This window comes from Aeromicrobium fastidiosum, assembly GCF_017876595.1.
Lineage (GTDB): Bacteria > Actinomycetota > Actinomycetes > Propionibacteriales > Nocardioidaceae > Aeromicrobium > Aeromicrobium fastidiosum.
In genome coordinates this window covers 2,730,150-2,755,895 of record NZ_JAGIOG010000001.1, presented here as the reverse complement: position 1 = coordinate 2,755,895, position 25,746 = coordinate 2,730,150, and the positions used below count along the sequence as shown (strand labels likewise).

The window sequence follows — 25,746 nt, the reverse complement described above, 5'->3', positions numbered from 1 at the left end:
CAATCCCGGAGCGTCCGGACGGTATGCGAAACTCTCCCCATGCCGAGTGTTGAGTACGACGCGACCCCCGCCGAGGTCCGCAGCTTCGCGCTCCTCCAGATCGGGCTCACCGGCGGCTTCCTGGTGCTGCTGTTCTTCATGCTCGGCGGCGACGATGCGCCGTTCACGCCGATCTGGCTCACCGTCGTCCTGCTCGTGCTCGTGGCTGCGGGTGCCTTCCTGTCCGAGCGGGTGTGGCTCAGCGCCTCTCCCCTGCCGGCCGACACCGATCCTGCCGAGGCCGAGCGAGATGCCGTCGGCATCTTCGCCGCGCAGACCGTCCGCAAGCTCATCTTCTGCGAGACGCCGATGCTGGTGGCCGTCGTCGTGGCGTTCGTGGCCGACCACGGCGGCTGGCCGCTGGTCGTCGCCGGCTTCCCGGGCATGCTGGTGCTGACGTACGAGGTGTGGCCGAGCCCGCGCAACACCTCGCTGACCGCGGCGATGGTCGACTCCCAGGGCGCGGAGTCGCGCCTCGTCGAGAGCTTCCTCGACACGTGAGCGTCCATGCCGACGTCAGTGCCCGCCTCGCGTGGCCGGCCGACGCCGCGGCGATCGTGCGCATCCAGCTGGCCTCGTGGCGGACGAGCTTCGGCGACGCGGCGGCCGAGGTCGAGGCGCTCGACCCCGTCCAGCTCACCGAGCGGTGGACCTCGCTGATCAGCTCGCCGCACGACGCCCGCCTGCGGGTGCTCGTGGCGCTCGAGCGGGCCGAGGTGCGCGGGTTCGCCCTCGTCCACCCGTCGTTCGACCCCGACAGCGACCAGGTGGTCGACGGCGAGGTCGGCGAGCTCGTCGTCGATGCGGCCCACCAACGGAACGGGCACGGGTCCCGCCTGCTGCAGGCTGCGATCGACACGCTCGTGGCCGACAAGTTCAGCCGCGCCGTGTGGTGGATCGGCACGGGTGACGACGCGCTCCGCTCGTTCGTGACGGAGTCGGGCTGGGCACCCGACGGCGCCCATCGCGAGCTCGAGTCGGCGACCGGCGCGACCGTCAAGCAGGTGCGGCTCCACACCAGCCTCGTATGACGTCCGACCGCAGCATCGTCGTCGACTCGCTCGGCGTCGGGCTCGCCACGGGTGCGTGCGGCGTCTCGTTCGGCGCCATCTCGACCGCGTCGGGGCTCAGCGTGCTGCAGACCTGCCTCATCTCGCTGCTGGTGTTCACGGGAGCGTCGCAGTTCGCGTTCGTCGGCATCGTCGCCTCCGGCGGCAATCCCCTGACCGGGGCGCTCACCGCGACGCTGCTCGGCAGCCGCAACCTGTTCTACGGCGTGAGCCTGGCACCTCGCCTCGACCTCGACCCGCTCGCCCGACTGGCCAGCGCCCACGTCGTGATCGACGAGTCGACCGCGATGGCCGTCACCCGCGACACGCGGCGGCAGGCGCGCCTGGGGTTCTACTGGACGGGCATCTCGATCTTCGTGCTCTGGAACCTCACGACGTTCGTCGGCGCGCTCGCCGGCGACGCGATCGGCGACCCGCGCACCTACGGGCTCGATGCCGCCGTCGGTGCGGCCTTCCTGGGCCTGCTGTGGCCCCGGCTGGCGACCTGGAAGGGCCGGATCGTCGCGCTCGTCGGTGCCGCGGTGGCGCTGGGCCTCGTACCGGTCACGAGCGCCGGGCTGCCGATCGTCCTCGGCGGCGGCGTGGCCGTCCTGCTCGGCATGCTGTGGCGGACGCGGGCCGCATCGTGACGGGCGTGTGGGCCGGCATCGCGGTCATGGTCGTGGGCTGCTTCGCCCTCAAGTACGCGGGGCTGTCGGTCCCGCCGTCGGTGCTGCAGCACCCGTTGACCGTCCGGGCCGTCGAGCTGATCCCCGCGGGGCTGCTGGGCGCCCTGATCGCCGTGCAGGTGCTCGCCGACGGCGCGTCGGTGCAGGTGGACGCCCGCCTGCTGGCCCTCGGCGTCGCCGCGGTGCTGCTCACGCTACGCGTGCCGTTCCTGCCGATGGTCGTGGTGTCGGCCGCCGTCGCCGCGCTCGTCCGCCAGCTCTGACACCCAGCCCCTCGGGGCGGGCTACAAGCCGAGGACGGCGTCGAGGCCGACCGTGACACCGGGACGGGAGGCCACGCCCGAGACCGCCGCCACCACGCCGGGCATGAACGAGCTGCGGTCGTGCGAGTCGTGGCGGATCGCGAAGCCCTCGCCCGCGCCCCCGAACAGCACCTCCTGAGAGGCCACGAAGCCCCGCGCGCGCACGGCGTGCACCGGGATGCCGCCGACCTTGGCACCGCGGGCGCCGTCGGGGTCGGTCGTCGTCGCGTCCGGCAGGGGTGCCGATCCGGCGGTCTCGCGTGCGGCGGCCATGAGCTCGGCGGTGCGCACCGCCGTGCCCGAGGGGGCGTCGATCTTGTCGGGATGGTGCATCTCGATGACCTCGATCGACTCGAAGAACGGCGCTGCCGTCTCGGCGAAGCGCATCATGAGGATCGCGCCGATCGAGAAGTTCGGGACGATCAGGACGCCCGTGGCGGGCTCGTCGCCCAGCAGCGCGCGCACGGCCTCGATGCGGTCGTCGTCGAAGCCCGAGGTGCCGACGACGACGTGCACGCCGTGCTCGACGCACCACGTGACGTTGTCGAGGGCGACACCCGGCTGCGTGAAGTCGAGGGCCACCTCGGCACCCGAGGACGTGATGAGGTCGAGCGGGTCGCCCTGGTCGATCTCGGCCACGACCTCCAGTCCGTCCGCCGCGGTGATCGCCCGCACCGACTCCGAACCCATGCGCCCCTTGGCACCCAGCACCGCGACCCGTGTCATGCGGTCAGCCTATCGGCGCGACGACCTCGCCCAGGATGCGTGTCGCCGCGGCGAGCTCGGCGTACGACGTCGTCAGCGGCGACAGGCCGAGACGGATGAGGTCGGGCTCCCTGAAGTCGGGCACGACGCCGCGCTCGATCAGCTGGGCCGTGATGGCCCGGGCGTCCGGATGCCTGACCGTGACGTGGCTGCCTCGCAGCGCGGCATCCCCCGGCGTGACGAGCTCGAGCCCCAGCTCGTCGAGCAGCTCGATCGCGTGGCCGGTCATGAGCTCGGACTTGGCACGGATCGCCTCGACACCCACCTCGGCGATGAGCCGGACACCCTCCTGCACCGCCAGGATGCCCGCGACGGACGGCGTGCCGCTGAGCATCCTGCGGATCGACGGCGACGCCTCGTAGGTGTCGGACATCCCGAACAAGTCGGCGGCACTCCACCAGCCCTCGATGGGCTGCCGTGCGTGCGTGAGGTGCCGCTGCGCGACGTACACGTAGGCGGGTGCGCCGGGACCTGCGTTGACGTACTTGTAGGTGCAGCCGACCGCGAAGTCGGCTCCGGACGCGTCGAGCGCGATCGGCACAACGCCCGCGGAGTGGCAGAGGTCCCAGATCACCAGTGCACCGGCCGCGTGGACCGCCTCGGTGAGCCCCGGCAGGTCGAGCAGCGTGCCCGAGCGGTAGTCGACGTGGCTCAGCAGGACGACGGCCGTGCGATCGCCCAGCGCCCCGGCCAGCACGTCGGCCGTGACGTTGTCGACGAGATCGGGCTCGATCCAGCGCACCGTCATGCCGCGCGCCTCGGCGACCGCCTCGACGAGGTAGCGGTCGGTCGGGAAGTTCGTCGCGTCGATCACGATCTCGTCGCGGCCCGGACGCAGACCCGCCGCGGCGTGCAGCAGCTTGTAGATGCAGACCGACGTCGAGTCGGCGATGACGGTCTGCCCTGCCGCCGCACCGAGCAGGGCAGCACCGAGCTCGTCGCCGACCGTGACCGGCAGCTCGACCCAGCCCTCGGACCAGCCGCGGATCAGCCGTCCGCCCCACTCCTCGCGGACGAACGCCGCCAGACGGTCGAGCGTCGCCCGCGGCAGGCGTCCCAGCGAGTTGCCGTCGAGGTAGGCGACCAGGTCGTCGTCGATCACGAACCGGTCACGCATGGCCGCGAGCGGATCGGCGGAGTCGAGCTCGTGGGGGGACGTCGTCATGCGCCGATCCTGTCACGGGCCTCGACCAGAGAGACCTCCCAGGCCTACAGTGGGCGGACCCCGGAACGCCAACCTCGAGGAGCAGCCATGTTCAGCGGATTCGAGCTCCATGCGTCGCCGCGGACCGACACGGGGCACCACGAGGGCACCCTCTCCCACGACGCCGAGATCGGTCGCGCCACGGCCGAGCGGGCGTCCCAGCGCGTCGTCCGCCGCGCCACGCTGCGCGAGATGCTGGCCAGCCTCTTGAGGAGCGACCGGCGCATCTCCTGACGACCACTGCCCGCCCGAGCAGGTACGCGAAAGGCCCCGCTGCCGGAGCAGCGGGGCCTTTCGTGTGAGCGACGATCAGGCGTCGGCCGGCTCCTCGGCCGCGGGGGCCTCGGGCTCGTCGGCCTTGTCGACGACCGGGATCAGCGAGAGCTTGCCGCGGTCGCCGAGCTCGGCGATCTCGACCTGGATCTTCTGACCGACCTTGACGACGTCCTCGACGTTGTTGACGCGCTGGCCACCGTTGAGGTCACGCAGCTTGCTGATGTGCAGCAGTCCGTCGCGGCCCGGGGACAGCGACACGAACGCGCCGAAGTCGACCGTCTTGACGACGGTGCCGAGGTAGCGCTCTCCGACCTCGGGCATCGTCGGGTTGGCGATCGCGTTGATCGCGTCGCGCGCGGCCTCGGCAGCCTCGCCGTTCTCGGCGCCGACGTAGACCGTGCCGTCGTCCTCGAGCGAGATGTTCGCGCCGGTCTCGTCCTGGATCTGGTTGATGATCTTGCCCTTGGGGCCGATGACCTCGCCGATCTTGTCGACGGGGATCTTGATCGTGATGATCCGCGGCGCGTAGGGGCTCATCTCGTCGGGCTCGTCGATGGCCTCGGCCATGACGTCGAGGATCGCGACGCGGGCGCCGTAGGCCTGCTTCAGGGCACCGGCCAGCACGTCGGCGGGGATGCCGTCGAGCTTGGTGTCGAGCTGCAGGGCCGTGACGAACTCGCGCGTTCCGGCGACCTTGAAGTCCATGTCGCCGAAGGCGTCCTCGGCTCCGAGGATGTCGGTCAGCGTGACGAACGTCTGCTTGCCGTCGACCTCACCGGAGATGAGGCCCATCGCGATGCCGGCGACCGGCGCGCGCAGCGGGACACCCGCGTTGAGCAGACCCAGCGTCGAGGCGCAGACCGAGCCCATCGACGTCGAGCCGTTGGAGCTCAGCGCCTCGGAGACCTGACGGATCGCGTAGGGGAACTCCTCGCGCGTCGGCAGCACGGGCAGCAGCGCACGGCCCGCGAGGGCACCGTGGCCGATCTCGCGACGCTTCGGCGAACCGACCCGGCCGGTCTCACCGGTCGAGTAGGGCGGGAAGTTGTAGTTGTGCATGTAGCGGCGCGACGTCTCGGGCGAGAGCGTGTCGAGCTTCTGCTCGAGGCCCAGCATGTTGAGGGTCGTGATGCCCATGATCTGGGTCTCGCCACGCTGGAACAGCGCGGAGCCGTGCACGCGGGGGACGATGCCGACCTCGGCGCTCAGGGCGCGGATGTCTTCCAGTCCACGGCCGTCGATGCGCACCTTGTCGCGCAGGACGCGCTCGCGGATGACCGACTTGAGAACGGAACGGACGGCAGCGCCGAGCTCCTTCTCGCGACCGGCGAACTTCTCGCCCAGCTGGTCGATGACGTCGGCCTTGATCTCGGCCTCACGGTCCTCGCGCTCGGCCTTGTGCAGGATCGTCGCGGCCTCGGCCAGCGGGGCCTTGGCGATGGCCTCGACGGCCTCGAAGGCGTCGTCCTCGTAGTCGAGGAAGATCGGGAAGTCGCGGACCGGCTTGGCGGCGGTCGACGCGAGCTCGATCTGCGCCTCGCACAGCTGCTTGATGAACGCCTTGGCGGCCTCGAGGCCACCGGCGACGATCTCCTCGGTGGGTGCCTGGACGCCGCTCTGGACGAGGTCCCAGGTGACCTCGGTGCTCTCGGCCTCGACCATCATGATCGCGACGTCGCCGTCGGCGGTGATGCGGCCGGCGACGACCATGTCGAACACGGCGTTCTCGAGCTGGCTGTGCGTCGGGAAGCCGACCCACTGCCCGTCGATCAGCGCGACGCGCGTGGCGCCGACGGGGCCGGTGAACGGCAGGCCCGAGATCTGCGTCGACGCCGAGGCGGCGTTGATCGCCAGGACGTCGTACGGGGTGTCGGGGTTGAGCGCCAGCACCGTGATGACGACCTGGACCTCGTTGCGCAGACCCTTCTTGAAGGTCGGGCGCAGCGGGCGGTCGATCAGGCGGCACGTCAGGATCGCGTCCTCGGAGGGACGGCCCTCACGACGGAAGAACGAGCCCGGGATGCGGCCGGCGGCGTACATCCGCTCCTCGACGTCGATCGTCAGGGGGAAGAAGTCGAAGTGGTCCTTGGGGTGCTTGCCGGCTGTCGTGGCCGACAGCAGCATCGTGTCGTCGTCGAGGAACGCCGACACCGAGCCGGCGGCCTGCTGGGCGAGGACGCCCGTCTCGAAGCGGATGCTGCGGGTGCCGAAGGCACCGTTGTCGATGACTGTCTCGACGGAGTGGAGTTCGGACATGGAAGTCCCTTCCGCAGGCCTGGGGCCTGCCTGTTGGGACGAGTGCCGGTGGGCGGCGGAACCATGCCGGTCTTCGATCGAGGCCTGCGGGGGCGGCTCTGAACGAGCGTCCCGAGGGCCACTACCGAGGACCGAGCACTTCTGAGGTTCGCACCATCGTGCCTGGCGGCGCTCGTCGGGAGTGTTGCGGTGTGGAGTTGTGACGGAGGCGGTCACTTCACGTGAAGTGACCGCCTCCGGGTGGTGCTAGCGACGCAGACCGAGACGCTCGATCAGCGAGCGGTAGCGCTCGATGTCGGTGTTCTGCAGGTAGTTGAGCAGGCGACGACGCTGACCGACGAGCAGCAGCAGGCCACGACGGCTGTGGTGGTCGTGCTTGTGCTCCTGCAGGTGGTTCGTCAGGTGGGCGATGCGCCCGGTCAGCAGCGCGATCTGGACCTCGGGGGATCCGGTGTCGTTGTCACTGAGTGCGTACTGCTTGATGATGTCTTCCTTGGCGACGCCCGCAACTGTGGGCGCAGCAGTCTTCTTCGACACGTTTCTCCTTGAGGGGTTCCGTTGCACGGCGCGCCCGGGCACATCCACCGGGGCACTATCGATCCGTGGCCGATCACACGGCAGCGACCAGACTATCAGCGGCGATGTTCGCAGGGCCAATCGACGCTTGGAGCGGTGGCTAGCCTCGTGACCATGAGAGTCCGGTGGAGTCGTGGCGTCCTCGCCGCGTCGACCACGCTCCTGCTGGCCGTCCTCGGCGCGTGCAGCTCCGGCGGCACCTCGTCGGACGGCCCCAGCCCGACGTCGTCCACATCGCCGTCTGCGAGCGCGACCACGTCCTCCCCCGACCGCGACGCGTACGTGGCGCTCGGCGACTCGTTCACCGCGGGGCCCGGCATCGACCCGCAGAGCACCGACGCAGGTCTGTGCCAGCGCTCCAACGCCAACTGGCCCGCACTCGTGGCCACGACGCTCGACCGTGACCTCACGGACGTGAGCTGCACGGGCGCGACGACCACCGACCTCGCCGCGACCGTCGCGTCGGGGGCGGTCCCCCGCGACACCGGCCTCGTCACGGTCAGCGCCGGCGGCAACGACGGGAGCCTGTTCGTCGCGCTCATCCGTGCCTGCGCGACCGGCAGCTCGACGTGCCGGGCGTACGTCTCCGACGAGCTGCCGGGGGTGCTCGACCAGACCACGGCCGACCTTGCCGACCTGCTCGGATCGGTGCGTGGCGATGCGCCCGACGCGGACGTCGTCCTGGTCGGCTACCCACGCATCATGCCGACGACCGGCACGTGCCCCGAGGTGCGCATCCCCGCCGCCGACGTCTCGTCGGTCGTGACGGCCGAGGCCGCCCTCGACGCCGCCCTCGCGAGCGCCGCCGACCGGGCCGGCGTGCGGTACGTGTCGCTGCGCACCGCGTCCGAGGGCCACGACGCCTGCGCCGGCGACGCGGCGTGGACCAACGGCACGTCCCCCACCCCGGGCGACGGCATCGTCTTCCACCCCAACGCCCGCGGCATGCAGGCGGTCGCCGACGTCGTGGCGGCGGCAGTCCGCTAGTCGGCTGACGGAAGGTCGAGCACGGCCCGCGTGCGTTCGACGTCGTCGGCCATCTGCACGAGCAGCTCGTCGACGCCGTCGAACCGGACCATGCCGCGCAGCAGGTCGACGAACTCGACCCGGATCGCCTCGCCGTACAGGTCGAGGTCGGTGCGGTCGAGCACGTACGACTCGACGCGTCGCTCGACCCCGTCGAACGTCGGGTTGGTGCCGACCGAGATCGCGGCGGGCAGTCGCGCACCGTCGGCCCGCACGAGCCATCCGGCGTAGACGCCGTCGGGCGGGACGGCATACGCCTCGTCGACCGGCACGTTGGCCGTCGGGTATCCGAGGTCGCGGCCTCGCTGGTCGCCCTTGCGGACGACTCCGGCGACCTCGTGCGGACGGCCGAGGACGTCGGCCGCTTCGCGCATGCGTCCTGCCGCGACATGTGCCCGCACGAGCGTCGACGAGTACGGCTCGGCACCACCGTCGAGGTCGAGGGCATCGACCGTGAACCCGGCCTGCTGCCCGGCCTCGCGCAGGAAGGCGGTGTCGCCCGTGGCCCGGTTGCCGAAGCGGAAGTTGTCGCCGACCGCCACGAGGGAGGCCCGCAGCTCGTCGCGGAGCACCCGGTCGACGAACTCCTGCGGCGACCAAGCGGCCATCTCGCGCGTGAAGTCGAGGATGCGGATCTCGTCGGCACCAGCTGCAAGCAACAGCTCGACGCGGCGCTCGGTCGTCGCGAGCCGCTTGGGTGCCCTCTCGGGGGCCACGACCGCGAGCGGGTGGGGCTCGAACGTGACGGCGATGACCGGGAGGCCGCGGGACAGGTCGCGCGTGCGCTCGATGACGTGCTGGTGACCGCGGTGGACGCCGTCGAAGTTGCCGACCGTGACGGCGGACGGCGAGGTGCGTGCCGCAGTCGAAGCTCCGGGGAAGTCACGCCAGATCGTCACGGGAAAACTGTGCCACACGCGCCGCCGCCCGCCGTGGCTGGTCGAACCTAAGAACTCTCTCATCGGCACCTCATCGACGCCGCGGGGTGCATGCGGCAGGGTTGGGCCATGTCCTCGTCCCGTCGGCTCCAGGCCGCCGCGCTCGCCGTCGTGGCGATCGTGCTGGCTGCCCTGGCCGTCGCGCGGGTCGCTGCGGACGCCGATCCGTCCCCGCAGGACACCACGCCGATCGTCATCACCCCCGGGCCCGAGACGACGCCTCCCGCTCCGTCGCCCGCGCCGACGACGTCCCCGTCCCCTTCACCGGTGCCGGGGGATGACGACGATGACGACGACGAGCCGTTCGACCGCACCGTCCCGGCCCCCCGCGACTACGACGACGATGACGACGACCCCGACGGTCCCGACGGTCCCGACGACGACGATGACGACTGACCGACGATGCCCTTCACCCCCGCCCTGTCGCGCCTGTCGGTGCGGCAACGCCTCACCGTCACGATCGCGCTGCTCACCTCGCTGGCCCTGGTCGCGGTCGGCCTGACCCTCTACGTCGTCGAGTCGCGCCGCATCGACCGGGCCATCGACACGAGCCTGACCCAGGAGATCGGCGAGTTCCGAGCCCTCCAGCAGAACGAGGTCGACCCGCAGACGGGAGCTCCGTTCGCGTCCGCCGACCGGCTGCTCGAGGTGTTCCTCGAGCGCAACCTGCCTGATGACAACGAACAGCTGTTCGCGTTCCCGAGCTCCGGCAAGCCCGTCTACCAAGGAGCGCCCGACCCCGCTCTGCAGCAGTCGGAGGAGTTCCCGCGCGTCGTCGCCGAGATGTCGCGCGACGGCGGCTCGCGCACCGCCGAGATCGCCGGGCGCGAGTACCGCATCGCGGTGCTGCCGGTCGTCGCCGGCGACCAGCGGGGCTCGTTCGTGGTCGTCCACGACGTCAGCGGCAGCCGCAGCGACCTGCACGACCTGATGACGACGTACGCGCTCCTGGCAGCGCTGTCGGTGCTGGCCATCGCAGGTCTCGCGTCGTGGAGCGCCGGACGCCTGCTGCGTCCCGTCAGGCGGCTGCGCGACACCGCCCGCGGCATCAGCGACGGCGACCTCGGCGGGCGCATCGAGGTCACGGGCCACGACGACCTCTCCGACCTGCAGCGGACGTTCAACGACATGCTCGACCGGCTCGAGTCGGCCTTCGTGACCCAGCGTCAGCTGCTGGACGACGCGGGGCACGAGCTGCGCACGCCGCTGACCGTGCTGCAGGGTCATCTCGAGGTGCTCGACCTCGACGACCCCGACGACGTCGCCGCCACGCGCGACCTGCTGCTCGACGAGATCGAGCGGATGACGCGTCTGGTCAACGACCTCCTGATGCTCGCCAAGGCGCAGCGCCCCGACTTCGTCCGACTGGCATCCGCCGACGTCGAGACGCTGACCCTCGGGGCCGTCGACCGCGCCCGGGCCCTGGCCGAACGGCGCTGGGTGCTTGACGCCGTGGCCCGCACGACCGTGCCGCTCGACGGGCAGCGCATCACGCAGGCGCTGCTGCAGCTGTCGGCCAACGCGGCCCGTCACACGCAGCCCGGCGACGAGATCGGCATCGGTTCCCGGCTGCACGACGGCCGGGTCGAGCTCTGGGTGCGTGACACCGGCCCCGGGGTCGATCCGGCGCTCGCACCGCAGATCTTCGAGCGGTTCACCCGCGGCGACGAGTCCGACGAGGGATTCGGGCTCGGCCTGTCGATCGTCTGCGCCATCGCCGAGGCGCACCACGGGGACGTCGTCCTCGACCCGTCGGACGTCGGAGCCTCCCCGGGCGCCACGTTCCGTCTCCGACTCCCCCTCCCCCCACGCACGGAAGCAGGCCAGCAGTCATGAACCGGATCCTGATCGTCGAGGACGAGGCGCGCATCTCCTCGTTCGTCGCCAAGGGCCTCAAGGCGGAGGGCTTCACGCCGACCGTCGTCGACGACGGCGTCACGGGGCTCGACTACGCCCTGACCGGCGAGTTCGACCTGATCGTGCTCGACATCGGCCTGCCGGGCATGGACGGCTACGCGATCCTCGAGCGCGTGACGGCGGAGCGTCCCGCGCTGCCGGTCATCGTGCTCACGGCGCGCGACTCGGTGACCGACACGATCGCTGCGCTGGAGGGCGGGGCCGCCGACTACATGTCCAAGCCGTTCCGGTTCGGCGAGCTGCTGGCCAGGGTGCGGCTGCGGCTGCGCCCGCCCGGCGAGGCAGCACCCGACGACGAGCTGGTCGTCGGCGAGGTGCGGCTCGACCTGCGCCGCCGGCGGGCCTTCGTCGCCGACCGGGAGGTCGAGCTGTCGGCTCGTGAGCTGGCCCTGGCGGAGGTGCTGATGCGCAACCGTGGTCTCGTCCTGTCGCGGGAGCAGTTGCTGTCGCAGGTGTGGGGGTACGACTTCGATCCGGGCTCCAACGTCGTCGACGTCTACATCGGCTACCTCCGCAAGAAGCTGGGTGCCGGCCTCGTGACGACCGTCCGCGGCCTCGGCTACCGCGTGGACTGACCTTGGACGGTAGGGACGGATCGTGAGACCTTGAGGTCGCCGGGACGACCCGAAGGTCTCAGGATCAGTCGGTCCACAGACCGGGACGGCGTCCCGGCATCTCCACAGGACTCCTCGGCGAACGCGACGTACCTCGCAGACGGCGGCACGCTGACCCGATGACGGTCATGAGGACAGGCACTGCAGTCGCCGACCATGGGCGGTCCGCCGTCCGCCACGCGATCGCCGCGGGTCGGTGGCAGCGTCCGGCGCGTGGCGTCGTGGTCGACCACAACGGGCCTCTGAGTCGTGACGAGCTCGACGTGGTCCGGCTCCACGCGTGCGCGCCGCGGTCGGCACTGGCGGGACTGTCGGCGTTGCGGCTCGACGGGTTCACCGGTTTCGCACCACCGCACACCGATGTCGTCCAGCCGGAGGGTTCGAAGCGGCCCAGCAGTGGTCTGGCCGGGCTCGTCCCCCACTGGAGCACCGAGCTCGGCGACCTCGACGTCCACCCGCTGCTCGTGCCACGTCGGACGAGGTCGGCGCGCAGCGTCGTGGACGCGGCGGCGTGGGCCACCTCTGACCGGCAGGCTGTGGCGATCGTGCTCGCCGCGTTCCAGCAGGGTCTGGTCGCCGCCCGGACCGTCCACGATGCACTGGCGCGGCGCGGACCGATGCGGCGGCGGGCGCTCGTGCGGGAATCGGTGCTCGATGCCGGCGGCGGGGTGCAGTCGTTGCCCGAGCGCGACTTCGATGACATCCGTCGAGGTGCCGGGCTGCCAGCGCCGTCCCGGCAGCGAGCCGTCCGGAGCCCGACCGGTCGCTACTACCTCGATGCCGGGTGGGACGCGTGGGACGTCGCTGTCGAGATCCACGGACTGCCCCATCTCGAGGTGCAGCAGTGGAGCGCCGACGTCGTCCGGGCCAACGAGGTCGTCATCGGCGGGCCACGCCTGATCGCGTTCACGTCGTACGCGACCCGTCACCAGAAGGCGCTCGTCGCCGACCAGCTGACCCGTCTGCTCCGCAGCGCCGGCTGGGACTGACCTTGAGACTTTCGGGTCGCCGGGACCACCCGAAAGTCTCAAGCTCAGTCGGCGTGGGCACCGACGGTGAGTCTTTGTGGTCACTGGGACGACCCGGATGTCTCAAGGTCAGCCGCACCGTCAGCGGGAGATCTTGAAGCCGGACAGGCGGGCCTGCGGCAGACGCTCCAGCATCGGCTCCAGCGCTCCGGCGACGTCGGACGGCAGGGGCCGGTCGGTGGGATCGGGGGCCAGGCAGGCCAGGATCAGGTCGCCGAGAGCGGTCGGCACGAAGTGCGGCAACGGCGCGGGATCCGTCGTCAGCTGCTGCCACCGGGGCTCGCGGTCGAAGGCCCGGTAGCCGGCCGCGGCGCGGAACATCGTCGCTCCCAGGCCCCACATGTCGCTGGCGTGGTCGATCGTCCCCTGCTCCCCCGGCAGGCACTGCTCGGGGGCCATGTACTCGTCGCTGCCGACGGGGTGGTCGAGCGCCCGGGCCTCAACGACGGGCATCGCGACGCTCAGGTCGATGAGCTTGGCAGGTGCCCCCATGATGACGTTGCTGGGCTTGACGTCGAGGTGGCAGACGCCCTCGTGGCGCAGGTAGTGCAGGGCCGAGCTCAGCTCGAGGCCCAGCGGCAGCAGCTGGTGCAGGGGCAGGTAGCCGTGCTTGCTGATCAGCGACGAGAGATTGGGCCCGTCGATGTTCTCCAGCACGAGGTACGGGCGCTCCGCCTCGTCGTCGTAGGCGAAGAGGCGGACGACACCGGGATGGTTGAGGCATGACAGCATCTCGACCTCCCGCAGCAGTCCCGTGCGCGAGCTCTCGACGTCGACGTGGCCGGGTCGCATCAGCTTGACCACGACGGGCGCATGCAGGCGCTCGTCGAAGGCCAGCCACGCCTCGTAGACCTCGCCGCCGCCGACGGCGCGGACGGCCGTGAGGCCGGGGGCGATCGTGTCGCCCCCGGCCAGGCCCCAGGTGTCGGACATCGACTCAGTCGCCCGTCGCGGACGTCGGTGCGGTGTTCTTGGTCGGCATCGACGGGACCGTCTTGACGGTGTTGCCCGTCGGCGTGTTCTTGGTCGGCGTGTTCTTGGTCGGCGCGGTGTTCTTGGTCGCCGTCGTGTTGACGGTGTTGACCGTGCTGCCCGTCGGCGAATCGACGCCGTCCACGTCGTCGAGGTCGTCGCGCAGGTCGTCGTCGACGTCGGTCGACTGCGTCCACGACGACGAGGTGTCCTCGCGCTTGACGACGACGGGCTCCTGCGTGTCGGCGGTGCTGGCACTGGCCACGGCGAACCCTGCCGTGCCCAGGCCCACGGTGGCGGCCACGGTGACGATGCCGGCGCGTACGAGTGTCTTCATGATGTCTCCTCTGTCGGGGTCGTGCTGACAGAGCAAGACTCACGCCGCCCCGTGAGCCCCACGTGAGCCGCGGATGAGAGGGCTCTCATGGGCCGGACCGTCAGGCCGGACCGTCAGGGCAGAGGGGTCAGAGCAGCGCGGTCAGAGCAGCGGGCCCAGCGGCTTGAGGATCGCCTCGTAGACCCGCGCCAGCACGGGCCGCCGCATCCACTCGTCGAGGCTCAGCTGCTCGCACTTGCGGCAGTCGTCGGAGAAGATCTGCTCCATGCCCCGCGCCAGGCCGGCGTCGAGGATCTCGAGGTTGATCTCGTAGTTGCCGAGCAGGCTCAGCCGGTCGATGTTGGCCGTCCCGATCGTCGTCCACTCACCGTCGATCGTCGCGGTCTTGGCGTGCACCATGTGGTCGGCGTAACGGTGGATCTCGACGCCCGCCCGCAGCAGCCGACCGTAGAAGCCGCGCGACAGCCAGTCGGTCACGACGTGGTTGGACACCTTCGGCACGATGATGCGCACCCGCACGCCCCGCCGCCGCGCGTCGAGCAACGCCTCGAGGATGTCGCTGTCGGGGATGAAGTACGCCGCGGTGATGTCGATGCTGATGTGCGCGCGGTCGATCGCCTCGAGGTACATGCCGCGGATCGGGTACATCAGCTGGCGCGGGACGTTGCGGTGCGCGCGGATCTCAGGACGCCAGCCGGCCGCCGGGAGCTGCGTGATGCGGTCGGTCGTCCGCTCGGGATGGGTGTTCCAGAAGTCGACGAACGCGTTGTCGAGGTCCCACACAGCCGGACCCTCGATCTTGAGGTGGGTGTCGCGCCACTCCGTCGCGTACGACGAGCCGATGTTGTAGCCGCCGACGTAGGCCACCTCGTCGTCGACCACCAGGATCTTGCGGTGGTCCCGACCCAGGTGGCGCGGGCTCAGGAACTTCCACGACGAGATCAGCGGGTAGCGCAGGACGTTGACCGGTGCCGGGAAGGTCAAGAAGCTCGGGCGCACCACGAGGTTGGCGAACTGGTCGTAGATGACGTAGACGTCGACGCCCCGGTCGGCCGCGTCGATCAGCGCCTGCTTGAAGCGCCGCCCCATCTCGTCGCCCTTGATGATGTAGGTCTCGAGCAGGATGCGCCGCTTCGCCGAGGCGATCGCGGCCAGCATGTCGTCGAAAAGCACCGCACCGTACGTGTACGTCGTGGCGACGCTGCCGTCGGCGATCTCGTGCGACACCGGCCGTGCCGGCTCGAGATCGGGGATGCGGCGCCCCCGCAGCAACCGGCGGACGCGATCGGCACCCATCAGCGAGACGACCGCCGCGACCTGGGCGGCCAGCACCCCGAGGACGCCCTGTCGGACCAGGCGGCGCGTCGACTCCTGCAGTGACATGGCCCCGACCCTAGACGAACACCGCGACGGGCTTGGCGACACCGCCCCGCTGCTCGTACAGCGCGAGGAACTGCCCCGCCGGGTCGAACAACGCCACGGCGCGCGGGGCGCCGAGGTCGATGCCGGTCAGCGCACGGCCGAACCGGACGTCCTGGGCCTCGCGCTCGGGCAGGTCGTACGAGTCGAAGCTGGCACGGGCGACGTCGTCGAGGCTGATGACGTGCAGCTCGTTCTCGAGCTCCTCGAGCGTGCGGGCCAGGCGTAGCGGGAAACCGCCCACGCGGGTGCGGCGCAGCATCGTCAGGTGACCGCCGACGCCCAGGTCGTCGCCGATGTCGCGGGCCAGTGCCCGGATGTAGGTGCCGCTGGAGCAGACCACGCGCACGTCGACGTCGACGACGTCGCCCTCAGCCCTGAAGGCGTCGAGGTCGAACGTCGAGACGGTGACGGGTCGGGCCTTGAGTGCGACTTCCTCGCCCGCTCGCACCTTGGCGTACGACCGCACGCCGTCGACCTTGATCGCCGAGACCGAGGACGGCACCTGCTGGATGTCACCCGTGTAGCGGGGCAGCACGGCGCGCACGGCCGCCTCGTCGACGTGCGCCGCCGACGTGCTCGCGATGACCTCTCCCTCGGCGTCGTCGGTGACGGTCGACTGGCCCAGACGAATGGTCGCGACGTACTCCTTGTCGGCGTGGGTCAGGTAGCCCAGCAGGCGCGTCGCCCGGTTGATGCCCAACACCAGGACCCCCGTGGCCATGGGGTCGAGCGTGCCCGCGTGACCGACCTTCTTGGTCTGCGCGAGGCGGCGCATGCGACCGACGACGTCGTGGGACGTCCACCCGGCCGGCTTGTCGACGATGACCAGGCCCGACCCGACGTCGGTCACGCGGTGGCCGACCTGTCGGGGTCGACGTCGCCGTCGGTCTCGTCGTCGGCCACGGGCTTCTTGTACGGATCGGGGTCGCCGGCGTACTGCGCACCAGCGGTCCGCGACAGCACCTCGTCGTCGGAGGCCTTGACCTTCGCGAGCAGGTCCTCGATCTCCTTGGCCGTCTCCGGCACCGAGTCGAGGAAGAACGTGATCGACGGCGTGATGCGCGTGCCGAGCTGCTTGCCGACCTCGGACCGGATGAGCCCGGTCGCGCTGCGCAGCGCATTCGCGGTGTCCTGACGCTGCACCTCGTCGCCCATCACGGTGTAGAACACCGACGCCTGCTGGCCGTCACCGGTCATGCGGACGTCCGTGATGGTCACGAACCCGAGGCGCGGGTCCTTGACGCGTCGTTCGAGCATCTGGGCGACGATCACCTTGATGCGGTCGCCGACCTTGGCGTTGCGGGGTCCTGCCATCGTGCTCACTCCTCCGGAAAGACGCGTTGCGTCATAGCTTCGGTTGGTCTGGGACCACTGAAGCTATGACGCAACGCGAGGTGGTGCTGACTACGCGCGGGCCTTCTCGCGCAGCTCGAACGTCTCGACGATGTCGCCGATCTTGATGTCGTTGTAGCCACGGAGCACGAGACCGCACTCGAAGCCCTCACGCACCTCGGACACATCGTCCTTCTCGCGACGCAGGCTGCTGAAGTCGAGGTTGTCCGCGACCACGGAGCCGTCGCGCAGCAGGCGCGCCTTGGCGTTGCGCTTGATCGTGCCGCTCGTGACCATGCAACCGGCGATGTTGCCGATCTTGCTGGAGCGGAAGATGTCGCGGATCTCGGCGGTACCGAGCTGCGCCTCCTCGAACTCCGGCTTGAGCAGGCCCTTGAGCGATGCCTCGATCTCCTCGATCGCGTTGTAGATGACCGAGTAGTACTTGATCTCGACACCCTCGCGGTCGGCCAGCTCCGTCGCCTTGCCCTGCGGGCGGACGTTGAAGCCGATGATCACGGCGTTGGACGCCGCGGCCAGCATGACGTTGGTCTCGGTGATCGCACCGACACCGCGGTCGATGACCCGCAGCGCGACCTCGTCGCCGACGTCGATCTGGGCCAGTGCGTCCTCGAGCGCCTCGACCGAACCCGAACCGTCACCCTTGAGGATGAGCAGCAGCTCGTCGGTCTCGCCCTTCTCCATCGAGGACATGAAGTCCTCGAGCGTGCGGCGACCCGTGCGCTGAGCCAAGAGGGCGTTGCGCTCGCGCGCCTCGCGCTTCTCGGCGATCTGACGCGCCAGGCGGTCGTCGCCGACCACCATGAAGTTGTCACCTGCACCGGGCACGGCCGTCAGACCGAGCACCAGGGCCGGACGCGACGGGGTCGCCTCCTCGATGTTCTCACCGTGCTCGTCGAGCATGGCGCGGACGCGGCCGAAGGCCGGTCCGGCGACGATCGAGTCGCCGACCTTGAGGGTTCCTCGGTGGACGAGGACCGTCGCGACGGGGCCGCGGCCACGGTCGAGGTGCGCCTCGATGACGAGTCCCTCGGCGTTCTGCTTCGGGTTGGCGCGCAGGTCGAGCGAGGCGTCGGCCGTGAGGATGACGGCCTCGAGCAGCGCGTCCATGCCGGTGCCGGCCTTGGCCGACACGTCGACGAACATCGTGTCGCCGCCGTACTCCTCGGGCACGAGTCCGTACTCGGTGAGCTGGCCACGGGCCTTGGTCGGGTCGGCGTCGGGCTTGTCGACCTTGTTGACCGCGACGACGATCGGGACGCCGGCGGCCTTGGCGTGGTTGAGCGCCTCGACCGTCTGCGGCATGACGCCGTCGTCAGCCGCGACCACCAGGATCGCGATGTCGGTCGCCTGGGCACCACGGGCACGCATGGCGGTGAACGCCTCGTGACCGGGGGTGTCGATCAGGGTGATGCGACGCTCGGTGCCGTCGACATCGGTCGCGACCTGGTAGGCACCGATGGTCTGCGTGATGCCACCGGCCTCCTTGTCGACCACGTTGCTGCTGCGCAGCGCGTCGAGGAGCTTGGTCTTTCCGTGGTCGACGTGACCCATGACCGTGACGACCGGCGGACGCGCGATGAGATCGTCCTCGTTGCCCTCGTCCTCACCGAATTCGATGTCGAACGACTCGAGCAGCTCGCGGTCCTCGTCCTCGGGCGAGATGACCTCGACGGTGTAGTTGAGCTCCTCGCCGAGCAGCAGCAGCGTCTCGTCGTTGGCCGACTGCGTGGCCGTGACGACCTCGCCGAGGTGGAACAGCACCTCGACGAGCGATGCGGAGTCGGCGCCGATCTTGTCGGCGAAGTCGGCCAGCGACGAGCCGCGGGTCAGGCGAACCGTCTCGCCGTTGCCCTTGCGGACGCGGACGCCGCCGATCGCGGGCGCCTGCATCTGGTCGAATTCCTGACGCTTCGCGCGCTTGCTCTTGCGTCCACGACGCACGGGTCCGCCGGCGCGACCGAACGCGCCCTGCGTGCCACCGCGGGTGTTGCGACCTGCGGGGCCACCCGTGCGGGGAGGTCCGCTGAAGCCGCCGCCACCGGGACGACCCGGAGCACCGCCACCAGCGCCGCCACCGGGACGACCGGCGAAGCCACCGCCCCCGCCGGGACGACCCGGGGCACCGCCGCCGGGACGACCGGGAGCGCCACCGGGACGACCACCGGGGCCGCCACGACCGGCCGACGGGCCCGGGAGGCCCGACTGGCGCGGCATCATGGCCGGGTTGGGACGAGGCATGCCCGTGCCTCCGCCGGGAGCACCCGGAGCGGGGGCTGCACCGCCCTCACGGGCGGCCGGCGGACGCGGCGTGTTGCGCTGCATGCCCTGCGTGGACGAGAACGGGTTGTTGCCGGGGCGTGCGCCGCCGGCAGCCGGCGGACGCGGTCCGGGCGTGGGGCCCGGCGTCGCCTTGGCAGCCGGAGCCGCGGGCGCTGCCGGCGTCGGGGCGGACGGTGCAGGTGCCTCGGCCGCGGGGGCCGGCGCTGCCTTGACGGGAGCCGGCTCCGGGTCGGGGACGACCTTGCGGGGTCCGGGGACGGGTCCGGGCGTGCGGGCCGGGGCGGCGGAGGCAGGTGCCTCGGCCGGAGCGGCCGGCGCTGCCGGAGCCGGTGTCGCAGGTGCGGCGGGAGCAGCGGCAGCAGGAGCTGCGGCGGCTGGTGCAGCCTCGGACTCGGTCTTGGCCGGTGCCTTGCGGCCGGCCTTCTTGGCGCCCTGCGCGCGCAGGGCCTCTCCGTGCTCCTCGTTGAGGCGCCGGACGACGGGGGCTTCTACGGTCGAGGAGGCCGACTTCACGTACTCACCCATGTCTTTCAGGGTGGACAGGACGACCTTGCTCTCGACGCCGAACTCGCGTGCGAGCTCGTGGACTCTGACAGCCACTTTTCTCCTTCAGGGGGGTCCGACCCCGAAGGAGGATCAGACCACTAGTTGACGAACGTGCTCATTGCGCAGTACTCATCGCGCAGTACTCATCGGCCGAGGCCATTCATGTGGGACATGAGCGAGTGCTCCGATTTCGGTCAGGGAGCGCTGTTGCGCTCCTCGTGGTCATGCTGAGGTTCTCGATCCGTGACGATGCCGGCCACGGCGTCCAGGTCGAGCGGCCCCTCGACTCGAAGGGCCCGACCGAACGCCTTGCGGCGTGTCGCCAGATCCAGGCACCGGGTCGTGGGGTGCAGGTGCGCCCCTCGTCCCGGCAGCGTTCCGCGCAGATCGGGCGTCACGACCGTTGCCGTGGACCCTTGAACTGCGACGAATCGCACCAGATCGGTCTTGTCCGAGCGCTGCCTGCAACCGATGCACGTCCGGACGACCTCGACCAGTCTACCCGTTTGGCGAAGAGGTTGCGCCATCGGTCAGTCGGCCTGCTCGCGCGGTGCCTCGGTGTCGGAGCGGATGTCGATGCGCCATCCGGTCAGCTTCGCGGCGAGGCGGGCGTTCTGGCCCTCCTTGCCGATCGCGAGCGACAGCTGGAAATCGGGCACGACGACGCGCGCCGACCGGGTCGACTCGTCGACGATCGTGACGCTGCGCACCTGCGACGGCGACAGCGCGTGGCCGATGAACTCGGCCGGGTCGTCGCTGAAGTCGACGATGTCGATCTTCTCGCCATGCAGCTCGTGCATCACGTTGCGCACGCGCTGGCCCATGGGGCCGATGCACGAGCCCTTGGCGTTGACGCCGGGCACGTTGGCGCGCACGGCGATCTTGGTGCGGTGCCCGGCCTCGCGGGCGATCGCGATGATCTCGACCGAGTTGTCGGCGATCTCGGGCACCTCGAGGGCGAACAGCAGCTTGACCAGGTTGGGGTGCGTGCGCGAGACCTTGACCCGCGGGCCCCGCAGTCCCTTCTCGACCTCGTAGACGTATGCCTTCAGGCGCTCGCCGTGGGCGTACTTCTCCTCGGGCACGCGCTCGGTGCCGGTCAGGATCGCCTCGACCCGGCCGAGGTCGAGCATGACGTCCTGAGGGTTGCGGGCCTGCTGGATGACGCCCGAGACGATGTCGCCGACCTTGCCCGAGAACTCGCCGTACTTCGACTCGTCCTCGGCGTCGCGGATCTTCTGCATGATGAGCTGGCGAGCGATCGTCGCGGCGAACCGGCCGAAGTCGTCGGGGGTGTCGTCGAACTCGGGCGTGAACGTCGCGGGCGGGCGCGGCGCGGGCTCCTCGCCCTCGACGGGCTCGGGTGCCGGCGGTGCCTCGATGCGCTCCTTGGCCCACACCGTCACGTGGCCCGACGCGCGGTCGAGCTCGACGCGCGCGTGCTGCTTGGCGATGCCGGTCTTCTGGTACGCCGAGAGCAGCGCCGTCTCGATGGCCTCGCAGATCGCCTCGAAGGGGATCTCCTTCTCGCGCTCCAGGGCGCGCAGCGCCGCCATGTCGATGTCCATCAGGTGTCCTTACGGTTGAGCTCGACCTGCACGAGGGCTGAGGTGATGTCGGTGTAGGCGTAGCGGGTCTCTCCGGCGCGGCCGAGGATCTCGACGCCGTTGTCGTCGCTGGCACCGATGCGCCCGTCGACGGACGAGTCGTCCCCGTCGAGCCGCAGGCGCACGAGGCGTCCCTCGTTGCGCCGCCAGTGCCGCGGCTCGGTCAGCGGACGATCGACGCCGCGCGAGGTGACCTCGAGCGTGTAGGGCTGCTCGCCCATGACGTCGGAGGAGTCGAGCACCTCGGACAGCGCGCGGGTCGCGTCGGTGATGTGGTCGATGCCGACCCCGCCGTCGCGGTCGACCGCGATGCGCAGGACCCGCTTGTTGCCCGCGGGCGTGAGGTCGAGGGCCTCCAGATCGAGCCCCAGCGACGTCACGGTGCTCTCGACGAGGGTCTCCAGACTGTCGGTCATGGTGCGTCCTCCGTCTTCGGTTGTCGGCGGGGATGTGTCGCCCGCCGTGGTGCCTCGGTCCACCCTATCGGGTGCTGGAGGGTGCCCCGACCGCCACGACGTCGTGGCCGGTGGGTGGACGTCGGATAGCCTGCCGGGATGATGACTCGCCGTGTGCTGATCGGCACCGGCACGGCCGTCGCCGTGGGTGCCGGACTCCTCGTGGCGGGCGAGCGCACGGGCCGCCTCGACGACGTCGCCGACGCCGTCGGGCTCGATCCCAAGCCGCTGCCCGACCCCGACGACACCCGTGTCCTGCGCCGCGCGGCGACGTCCACCGCAGGTCTGCTGGCTGCCGTCGAGGCCACGGTCGCCACACACCCGTCGCTCGACCTCGTGCCCGTCGCCCGGACGGTCCGCGAGCAGCTCGCCGCGATGGGCGGCGCGACCGCGAGCCCGTCCACCGCTCCCCCGGCAGATGCACGAGCTGCCCTCCGGGCCCTCGACACCGCCTTCGGCGAGGCCGCCGAGGCCCGCGCCCGCGACGCCCGCTCGGCCGGCTCGGCGGCCCTCGTGCGGGTGCTGGCCTCAGCGTCGGCGGGTCACGCCCAGGCCCAGCGCATCATCGGGGAGCTGCGATGACTCCCGTCGAGCAGGCGGTGCAGGCCTGGCTCGCGCTCGAGCACGAGGCGGTGTGGCTCTACCCCGTCGTCGGTGCCCGCGTCGACGGACTGCGCAAGCGCGCCGGCACCTCCTACCGGGCCCACCGCGACACGCGCGACGCGTTGCTCGCCGCGGTGCGCTCGCTGGGCCTCGAGCCGGTCGTGGCCGCGCTCGGCTACGCCGCGGGCCCGCTCACGACACGGGCGCAGGCGAGCGCGGCGGCGCAGTCGCTCGAGAGCCGCATCAGCGCCGCGACCCTGACCCTGGCCGGAGAGGCCGAGGGCGATCTGAGGGCGCTCGCGATCACCCACCTGCGTCGCTCGGCTCTTGCCGAGCTCACGTGGGGCGCGGAGCCGAAGGCCTTCCCGGGTCTCCCCTGACCTCTCGCCCCTTCAGGCGCGGAGGGTCGCGATCAGCTCGGCCAGGGGGACGTCCTGGCGCTCGCCCGTGGCACGGTCCTTGACCTCGACGACGCCGTCGGCGAAGCCCTTGCCGACCACGACGATCGTCGGGACGCCCACCAGCTCGGCGTCCTTGAACTTGACGCCCAGCGACACCTTGCCGGGCCGGTCGTCGAACAGCACGTCGAAGCCCTCGCCCACGAGATCGGCGTAGACCTGCTCGGCACCCGCGACGACGGCCTCGTCCTTGCCGGCCACGATGAGGTGGATGTCGAAGGGCGCGAGCTCCTTGGGCCAGATCAGGCCCGCGTCGTCGTGCGCGTACTCCGCGACAGCCGCGACCGCGCGTGAGACGCCGACGCCGTACGAGCCCATCGTGACGGTGACGAGCTTGCCGTTCTCGTCGAGCACCTTGAGGTCGAGCACCTCGGCGTACTTGCGACCAAGCTGGAAGATGTGGCCCATCTCTATGCCTCGAGCCAGCTCGAGCGGGCCCGAGCCGTCAGGTGCGGGGTCGCCAGCGCGCACCTCGGCGGCCTCGATCGTCCCCTCGGAGGTGAAGTCGCGGCCTGCGACGAGGTCGATGACGTGCGACCCCTTCTCGTTGGCGCCCGTGACCCACCGCGTGCCGTCGACGACGCGCGGATCCGTCAGGTAGCGGATGCCGGACACGTTGTCGGCGCCCAGCACGCCGGGCCCGATGTAGCCCTTGACGAGCGCGGGGTTCGCGACGAACTCCGCCTCGCCGAAGGGCTCGACCTCGGCCGGCGACACAGCGGCTTCGAGGCGCTTGGCGTCGACCTCGCGATCGCCGGGCACGCCGATCGCGAGGGGCTCGCGGGTGCCGTCGGGGTGACGCAGCATCACGAGCACGTTCTTGAGCGTGTCGGACGCGTGCCACGGACGGTCGTCCCGAGGGAACGCCTCGTCGAGGTGCGCCACGAGGGTCGCGATGGTCGGGGTGTCGGGCGTCTGCTCGGCGTGCGCCGCGGGCAGACCGTCGAACGGGACCGGCGCGGGGGCGATCGTCGTGACGGCCTCGACGTTGGCCGCGTAGCCGCCGGGCGAGCGGACGAAGGTGTCCTCTCCGGTGTCGGAGACTGCCAGGAACTCCTCGCTCGCAGAGCCACCCATCGCGCCGGAGTCGGCGTGCACGATGACGTACTCGAAGCCGAGGCGGTCGAAAATGCGGACGTAGGCCTCGCGGTGGGCCTGGTACGAGCGCTCCAGCCCGGCGTCGTCGACGTCGAAAGAGTACGAGTCCTTCATGATGAACTCGCGACCGCGCAGGATGCCGGCTCGCGGGCGCGCCTCGTCGCGGTACTTGGTCTGGATCTGGAACAGGCTCAGCGGCAGGTCCTTGTAGGACGAGTAGAGATCCTTGACGAGCAGCGCGAACATCTCCTCGTGCGTCGGACCGAGCAGCATGTCGTTGCCGCGACGGTCCTTCAGGCGGAAGAGGTTGGGGCCGTACTCGGTCCAGCGGTTGGACGCCTCGTAGGGCTCCCGGGGCAGCAGCGCCGGGAACCGGACCTCCTGCGACCCGATCTCGGCCATCTCCTCGCGGATGATCTTCTCGACCTTCCCGAGCACCTTGAGCCCCAGCGGCAGCCAGGAGTAGATGCCGGGGGCGACCCGGCGGATGTAGCCGGCGCGCACCAGGAGCTTGTGGCTCGGCACCTCGGCGTCGGCGGGATCGTCGCGGAGCGTGCGGAGGAAGAGCTTCGACATGCGCATGGCGACGAGCCTATCGGTCGTCGCGCACGGCTCTCGCCCCGTGGGCGGTCAGCTGCGGGCGGCCTTCAGCGCGATGCGGATCATGGGTGCCTGCAGGGGCAGACGTGCGATGGTGCCGGCCTTGTACCAGCGGGGCGCGCGCGAGCTGCGCAGCGCATCGGCCGTCATCTGGAGGTTGGCCGGGAAGACTCCCGCCAGCAGCGCGACGGCGCCCAGACCGCCGAGCCGCCGCGTGCGGGGGTGCAGCATCATGGCGCCCGCCGCGATCTCGACGACGCCCGAGGCCAGCACGAGGTCCTTCTTGCGGGGCAGCGCCTTCGGCACGATCTTCTCGAACGGCTCGGGACGGACGAAGTGCAGGATGCCGATGCCGATGAAGGCCCCGCCCATGACGGTGATGTCGCGACTCATGCAGGCACCCTAGCCGCCCGCACCGTGGCATCGGGCAGGTCGCCACGCCGCCTCACAGCAGGATCGACGCGAAGGTCTCGGTGTGCTCGAAGCCGACGCGCTCGTACGCGCGGCGAGCGGGCGTGTTGTGGTCGTTGACGTACAGCGTCACGACGGGTGCCACGGTCTGACGCACCAGGCGCACGACCGCCGACAGAGCCGGACCCGCGATGCCGCGACCCCGCAGGTCGGGATGCACGTAGACGCCCTGCAGCTGGCAGGCCTGCGGCGTCGCGGCACCGACCTCGGTCTTGAACAGCACCTGGCCGTCCTCGATGATCGCGAACGCCCAGCCCTGCGAGATGAGCTGCGCGACGCGAGCGCGATAGCCGCTGCGGCTGCCGGCCTCCGGGTCGACGCCGACCTCCTCGGTGAACATCGCGACGCACGCCGGGTAGATCGTGTCGAACTCGTCGATCAGCACGGGCCGCACGCGCGGGTCGGGGGTCAGGCGGCTGTCGCGGTCGAGCACCATGAACGGCTGCGCGAGGCGCGGCGAGCGAGCGGGACCCCACCGCGGCTCGAGCAGCTCCCACAGCGGCAGGACGGCGTCGCGGGGACCGACGATCGACGACGGGCGGACGTTGTCGCCCAGCACGCGCTCGGCGAACGCCCGCAGCGCCTTGCGGGTCGCCTGCACCGGCACGAGGTTGGTGCCGGCGTGGCACGCCGAGACCAGCACGCCGTCCTCGAAGTAGCCCCACACCTGGCCGCCCAGCCAGCGGGCCTGCAGCCGCGTGGAGTCGACCCGGTTGCGGACGAACAGGTTGACCAGCGGGTCGCGGTCGAGCAGAAGATGCAGCTCGGGCAGGTCATCGGGCGTGAGCGCGCGAACCTGCGACGTGGTCTTCAGCACTGTTCCTCCCGATCGGGTGCCCCCAGCCTACGTCCGGCAGGGGGC

At 70.8% G+C, this 25,746-nt stretch carries 29 protein-coding genes; 12 read left to right on the top strand and 17 right to left on the bottom strand.

Features of this window, described 5'->3' with window-relative positions; all coding sequences use genetic code 11:
* Positions 1-39 precede the first annotated feature (39 nt).
* Genes JOF40_RS13655 through JOF40_RS13640 form a run of 4 tightly spaced genes read left to right on the top strand, consistent with a single transcriptional unit; the run spans position 40 to position 2,040 of the window.
* Positions 40-540, top strand: a complete 501-nt coding sequence (locus JOF40_RS13655) for a hypothetical protein (RefSeq protein ID WP_129184593.1) — start codon at positions 40-42, stop codon at positions 538-540.
* Positions 537-1,070, top strand: coding sequence for a GNAT family N-acetyltransferase (locus JOF40_RS13650; RefSeq protein WP_129184595.1), 534 nt, complete (start codon positions 537-539; stop codon positions 1,068-1,070). Before JOF40_RS13655 ends, JOF40_RS13650 begins: the two co-directional genes overlap by 4 nt.
* Positions 1,067-1,738, top strand: a complete 672-nt coding sequence (locus JOF40_RS13645; RefSeq protein ID WP_129184597.1) for an AzlC family ABC transporter permease — start codon at positions 1,067-1,069, stop codon at positions 1,736-1,738. The genes JOF40_RS13650 and JOF40_RS13645 overlap by 4 nt, the downstream gene beginning before the upstream one ends.
* Positions 1,714-2,040 carry an AzlD domain-containing protein gene (locus JOF40_RS13640; RefSeq protein ID WP_307800771.1) on the top strand — a complete coding sequence of 109 codons (327 nt, stop codon included), beginning with the start codon at positions 1,714-1,716 and terminating at the stop codon, positions 2,038-2,040. The genes JOF40_RS13645 and JOF40_RS13640 overlap by 25 nt, the downstream gene beginning before the upstream one ends.
* A 21-nt stretch (positions 2,041-2,061) precedes the next feature.
* Here the strand turns inward: JOF40_RS13640 and dapB are convergent, their stop codons facing one another.
* Both dapB and kynU read right to left on the bottom strand, forming a co-directional pair.
* Complete coding sequence (gene dapB, locus JOF40_RS13635) at positions 2,062-2,805, bottom strand: 4-hydroxy-tetrahydrodipicolinate reductase (protein WP_129184599.1); 744 nt, start codon at positions 2,803-2,805, stop codon at positions 2,062-2,064.
* A gap of 4 nt (positions 2,806-2,809) precedes the next feature.
* Positions 2,810-4,009 (bottom strand): kynureninase, encoded by a 1,200-nt coding sequence (gene kynU, locus JOF40_RS13630; RefSeq protein WP_129184601.1) that lies wholly within the window; start codon positions 4,007-4,009, stop codon positions 2,810-2,812.
* Between the two features lie 87 nt (positions 4,010-4,096).
* Here kynU and JOF40_RS13625 point away from each other — a divergent pair, with 87 nt between their 5' ends.
* Positions 4,097-4,282: a hypothetical protein gene (locus tag JOF40_RS13625; RefSeq protein WP_129184603.1), complete on the top strand. Its 186-nt coding sequence runs from the start codon at positions 4,097-4,099 to the stop codon at positions 4,280-4,282.
* Between the two features lie 75 nt (positions 4,283-4,357).
* Here JOF40_RS13625 and JOF40_RS13620 read toward each other — a convergent pair whose 3' ends face one another.
* Both JOF40_RS13620 and rpsO read right to left on the bottom strand, forming a co-directional pair.
* Entirely contained in the window at positions 4,358-6,580 is a 2,223-nt protein-coding gene (locus tag JOF40_RS13620; RefSeq protein ID WP_129184605.1) for a polyribonucleotide nucleotidyltransferase, read from the bottom strand.
* Positions 6,581-6,826: 246 nt separating this feature from the next.
* Entirely contained in the window at positions 6,827-7,066 is a 240-nt protein-coding gene (gene rpsO, locus JOF40_RS13615; RefSeq protein ID WP_372440774.1) for a 30S ribosomal protein S15, read from the bottom strand.
* Between the two features lie 204 nt (positions 7,067-7,270).
* Here rpsO and JOF40_RS13610 point away from each other — a divergent pair, with 204 nt between their 5' ends.
* The gene (locus JOF40_RS13610; RefSeq protein ID WP_129184609.1) at positions 7,271-8,143 is read left to right on the top strand and encodes an SGNH/GDSL hydrolase family protein; all 873 of its coding nucleotides are present in this window, start codon (positions 7,271-7,273) and stop codon (positions 8,141-8,143) included.
* Here JOF40_RS13610 and JOF40_RS13605 read toward each other — a convergent pair.
* Entirely contained in the window at positions 8,140-9,081 is a 942-nt protein-coding gene (locus tag JOF40_RS13605) for a bifunctional riboflavin kinase/FAD synthetase (protein WP_246152866.1), read from the bottom strand. The two genes, JOF40_RS13610 and JOF40_RS13605, sit on opposite strands and share 4 nt — an antisense overlap.
* Positions 9,082-9,189: 108 nt before the next feature.
* Between JOF40_RS13605 and JOF40_RS13600 the strand changes: the two genes are divergently transcribed.
* From JOF40_RS13600 to JOF40_RS13585, 4 genes are all read left to right on the top strand, one after another.
* A complete protein-coding gene (locus JOF40_RS13600) occupies positions 9,190-9,516 on the top strand; it encodes a hypothetical protein (protein WP_129184612.1) in 327 nt (108 codons plus the stop codon).
* A 6-nt stretch (positions 9,517-9,522) separates the two neighbouring features.
* A complete protein-coding gene (locus JOF40_RS13595; RefSeq protein WP_129184614.1) occupies positions 9,523-10,956 on the top strand; it encodes a sensor histidine kinase in 1,434 nt (477 codons plus the stop codon).
* Complete coding sequence (locus JOF40_RS13590; RefSeq protein ID WP_129184616.1) at positions 10,953-11,612, top strand: response regulator transcription factor; 660 nt, start codon at positions 10,953-10,955, stop codon at positions 11,610-11,612. Before JOF40_RS13595 ends, JOF40_RS13590 begins: the two co-directional genes overlap by 4 nt.
* A 167-nt stretch (positions 11,613-11,779) precedes the next feature.
* Positions 11,780-12,640 carry a hypothetical protein gene (locus JOF40_RS13585; RefSeq protein ID WP_129185997.1) on the top strand — a complete coding sequence of 287 codons (861 nt, stop codon included), beginning with the start codon at positions 11,780-11,782 and terminating at the stop codon, positions 12,638-12,640.
* A gap of 120 nt (positions 12,641-12,760) precedes the next feature.
* Here JOF40_RS13585 and JOF40_RS13580 read toward each other — a convergent pair whose 3' ends face one another.
* The 9 genes from JOF40_RS13580 to rimP form a co-directional block, all read right to left on the bottom strand.
* Entirely contained in the window at positions 12,761-13,612 is an 852-nt protein-coding gene (locus tag JOF40_RS13580; protein WP_129184620.1) for a serine/threonine-protein kinase, read from the bottom strand.
* A gap of 4 nt (positions 13,613-13,616) precedes the next feature.
* Positions 13,617-13,988 (bottom strand): hypothetical protein, encoded by a 372-nt coding sequence (locus tag JOF40_RS13575; RefSeq protein WP_129184622.1) that lies wholly within the window; start codon positions 13,986-13,988, stop codon positions 13,617-13,619.
* A gap of 141 nt (positions 13,989-14,129) precedes the next feature.
* Positions 14,130-15,371 (bottom strand): phospholipase D-like domain-containing protein, encoded by a 1,242-nt coding sequence (locus tag JOF40_RS13570; RefSeq protein ID WP_129184624.1) that lies wholly within the window; start codon positions 15,369-15,371, stop codon positions 14,130-14,132.
* Positions 15,372-15,381: 10 nt separating this feature from the next.
* Positions 15,382-16,260, bottom strand: coding sequence for a tRNA pseudouridine(55) synthase TruB (truB, locus tag JOF40_RS13565; protein ID WP_129184627.1), 879 nt, complete (start codon positions 16,258-16,260; stop codon positions 15,382-15,384).
* Positions 16,257-16,724, bottom strand: a complete 468-nt coding sequence (gene rbfA, locus JOF40_RS13560; protein WP_129184629.1) for a 30S ribosome-binding factor RbfA — start codon at positions 16,722-16,724, stop codon at positions 16,257-16,259. Before rbfA ends, truB begins: the two co-directional genes overlap by 4 nt.
* 90 nt (positions 16,725-16,814) lie before the next feature.
* Positions 16,815-19,646, bottom strand: coding sequence for a translation initiation factor IF-2 (infB, locus tag JOF40_RS13555; protein ID WP_129184631.1), 2,832 nt, complete (start codon positions 19,644-19,646; stop codon positions 16,815-16,817).
* Positions 19,647-19,786: 140 nt separating this feature from the next.
* A complete protein-coding gene (locus tag JOF40_RS13550; protein WP_129184633.1) occupies positions 19,787-20,119 on the bottom strand; it encodes a YlxR family protein in 333 nt (110 codons plus the stop codon).
* 3 nt (positions 20,120-20,122) lie between these two features.
* Entirely contained in the window at positions 20,123-21,160 is a 1,038-nt protein-coding gene (gene nusA, locus JOF40_RS13545) for a transcription termination factor NusA (protein ID WP_129184635.1), read from the bottom strand.
* The gene (gene rimP / locus JOF40_RS13540) at positions 21,160-21,615 is read right to left on the bottom strand and encodes a ribosome maturation factor RimP (RefSeq protein ID WP_129184637.1); all 456 of its coding nucleotides are present in this window, start codon (positions 21,613-21,615) and stop codon (positions 21,160-21,162) included. The genes nusA and rimP overlap by 1 nt, the downstream gene beginning before the upstream one ends.
* A 138-nt stretch (positions 21,616-21,753) precedes the next feature.
* On the opposite strand from rimP, the gene JOF40_RS13535 reads away from it, so the two are divergent.
* Both JOF40_RS13535 and JOF40_RS13530 read left to right on the top strand, forming a co-directional pair.
* Positions 21,754-22,236: a hypothetical protein gene (locus tag JOF40_RS13535; RefSeq protein ID WP_129184639.1), complete on the top strand. Its 483-nt coding sequence runs from the start codon at positions 21,754-21,756 to the stop codon at positions 22,234-22,236.
* Positions 22,233-22,637, top strand: coding sequence for a DUF4439 domain-containing protein (locus tag JOF40_RS13530; protein ID WP_129184641.1), 405 nt, complete (start codon positions 22,233-22,235; stop codon positions 22,635-22,637). The genes JOF40_RS13535 and JOF40_RS13530 overlap by 4 nt, the downstream gene beginning before the upstream one ends.
* A 12-nt stretch (positions 22,638-22,649) precedes the next feature.
* On the opposite strand, the gene JOF40_RS13525 is transcribed toward JOF40_RS13530, so the two are convergent.
* Genes JOF40_RS13525 through JOF40_RS13515 form a run of 3 tightly spaced genes read right to left on the bottom strand, consistent with a single transcriptional unit; the run spans position 22,650 to position 25,701 of the window.
* Positions 22,650-24,395 (bottom strand): proline--tRNA ligase, encoded by a 1,746-nt coding sequence (locus tag JOF40_RS13525; RefSeq protein ID WP_129184642.1) that lies wholly within the window; start codon positions 24,393-24,395, stop codon positions 22,650-22,652.
* A 48-nt stretch (positions 24,396-24,443) separates the two neighbouring features.
* A complete protein-coding gene (locus JOF40_RS13520) occupies positions 24,444-24,806 on the bottom strand; it encodes a DoxX family protein (protein ID WP_129184644.1) in 363 nt (120 codons plus the stop codon).
* A 52-nt stretch (positions 24,807-24,858) separates the two neighbouring features.
* Complete coding sequence (locus tag JOF40_RS13515; RefSeq protein WP_129184646.1) at positions 24,859-25,701, bottom strand: GNAT family N-acetyltransferase; 843 nt, start codon at positions 25,699-25,701, stop codon at positions 24,859-24,861.
* Positions 25,702-25,746 lie beyond the last annotated feature (45 nt).

Bases quoted from the DNA above. Each gene is read 5' to 3' on its own strand.
- JOF40_RS13655 (WP_129184593.1), top strand. From the start codon at position 40: ATGCCGAGTGTTGAGTACGACGCGACCCCCGCCGAGGTCCGCAGCTTC.
- JOF40_RS13645 (WP_129184597.1), top strand. From the start codon at position 1,067: ATGACGTCCGACCGCAGCATCGTCGTCGACTCGCTCGGCGTCGGGCTC.
- dapB (WP_129184599.1), bottom strand. From the start codon at position 2,805: ATGACACGGGTCGCGGTGCTGGGTGCCAAGGGGCGCATGGGTTCGGAG.
- kynU (WP_129184601.1), bottom strand. From the start codon at position 4,009: ATGACGACGTCCCCCCACGAGCTCGACTCCGCCGATCCGCTCGCGGCC.
- JOF40_RS13625 (WP_129184603.1), top strand. From the start codon at position 4,097: ATGTTCAGCGGATTCGAGCTCCATGCGTCGCCGCGGACCGACACGGGG.
- JOF40_RS13620 (WP_129184605.1), bottom strand. From the start codon at position 6,580: ATGTCCGAACTCCACTCCGTCGAGACAGTCATCGACAACGGTGCCTTC.
- JOF40_RS13610 (WP_129184609.1), top strand. From the start codon at position 7,271: ATGAGAGTCCGGTGGAGTCGTGGCGTCCTCGCCGCGTCGACCACGCTC.
- JOF40_RS13600 (WP_129184612.1), top strand. From the start codon at position 9,190: ATGTCCTCGTCCCGTCGGCTCCAGGCCGCCGCGCTCGCCGTCGTGGCG.
- JOF40_RS13595 (WP_129184614.1), top strand. From the start codon at position 9,523: ATGCCCTTCACCCCCGCCCTGTCGCGCCTGTCGGTGCGGCAACGCCTC.
- JOF40_RS13590 (WP_129184616.1), top strand. From the start codon at position 10,953: ATGAACCGGATCCTGATCGTCGAGGACGAGGCGCGCATCTCCTCGTTC.
- JOF40_RS13585 (WP_129185997.1), top strand. From the start codon at position 11,780: ATGAGGACAGGCACTGCAGTCGCCGACCATGGGCGGTCCGCCGTCCGC.
- JOF40_RS13580 (WP_129184620.1), bottom strand. From the start codon at position 13,612: ATGTCCGACACCTGGGGCCTGGCCGGGGGCGACACGATCGCCCCCGGC.
- JOF40_RS13575 (WP_129184622.1), bottom strand. From the start codon at position 13,988: ATGAAGACACTCGTACGCGCCGGCATCGTCACCGTGGCCGCCACCGTG.
- JOF40_RS13570 (WP_129184624.1), bottom strand. From the start codon at position 15,371: ATGTCACTGCAGGAGTCGACGCGCCGCCTGGTCCGACAGGGCGTCCTC.
- rbfA (WP_129184629.1), bottom strand. From the start codon at position 16,724: ATGGCAGGACCCCGCAACGCCAAGGTCGGCGACCGCATCAAGGTGATC.
- JOF40_RS13550 (WP_129184633.1), bottom strand. From the start codon at position 20,119: ATGGCGCAACCTCTTCGCCAAACGGGTAGACTGGTCGAGGTCGTCCGG.
- nusA (WP_129184635.1), bottom strand. From the start codon at position 21,160: ATGGACATCGACATGGCGGCGCTGCGCGCCCTGGAGCGCGAGAAGGAG.
- rimP (WP_129184637.1), bottom strand. From the start codon at position 21,615: ATGACCGACAGTCTGGAGACCCTCGTCGAGAGCACCGTGACGTCGCTG.
- JOF40_RS13535 (WP_129184639.1), top strand. From the start codon at position 21,754: ATGATGACTCGCCGTGTGCTGATCGGCACCGGCACGGCCGTCGCCGTG.
- JOF40_RS13530 (WP_129184641.1), top strand. From the start codon at position 22,233: ATGACTCCCGTCGAGCAGGCGGTGCAGGCCTGGCTCGCGCTCGAGCAC.
- JOF40_RS13525 (WP_129184642.1), bottom strand. From the start codon at position 24,395: ATGCGCATGTCGAAGCTCTTCCTCCGCACGCTCCGCGACGATCCCGCC.
- JOF40_RS13520 (WP_129184644.1), bottom strand. From the start codon at position 24,806: ATGAGTCGCGACATCACCGTCATGGGCGGGGCCTTCATCGGCATCGGC.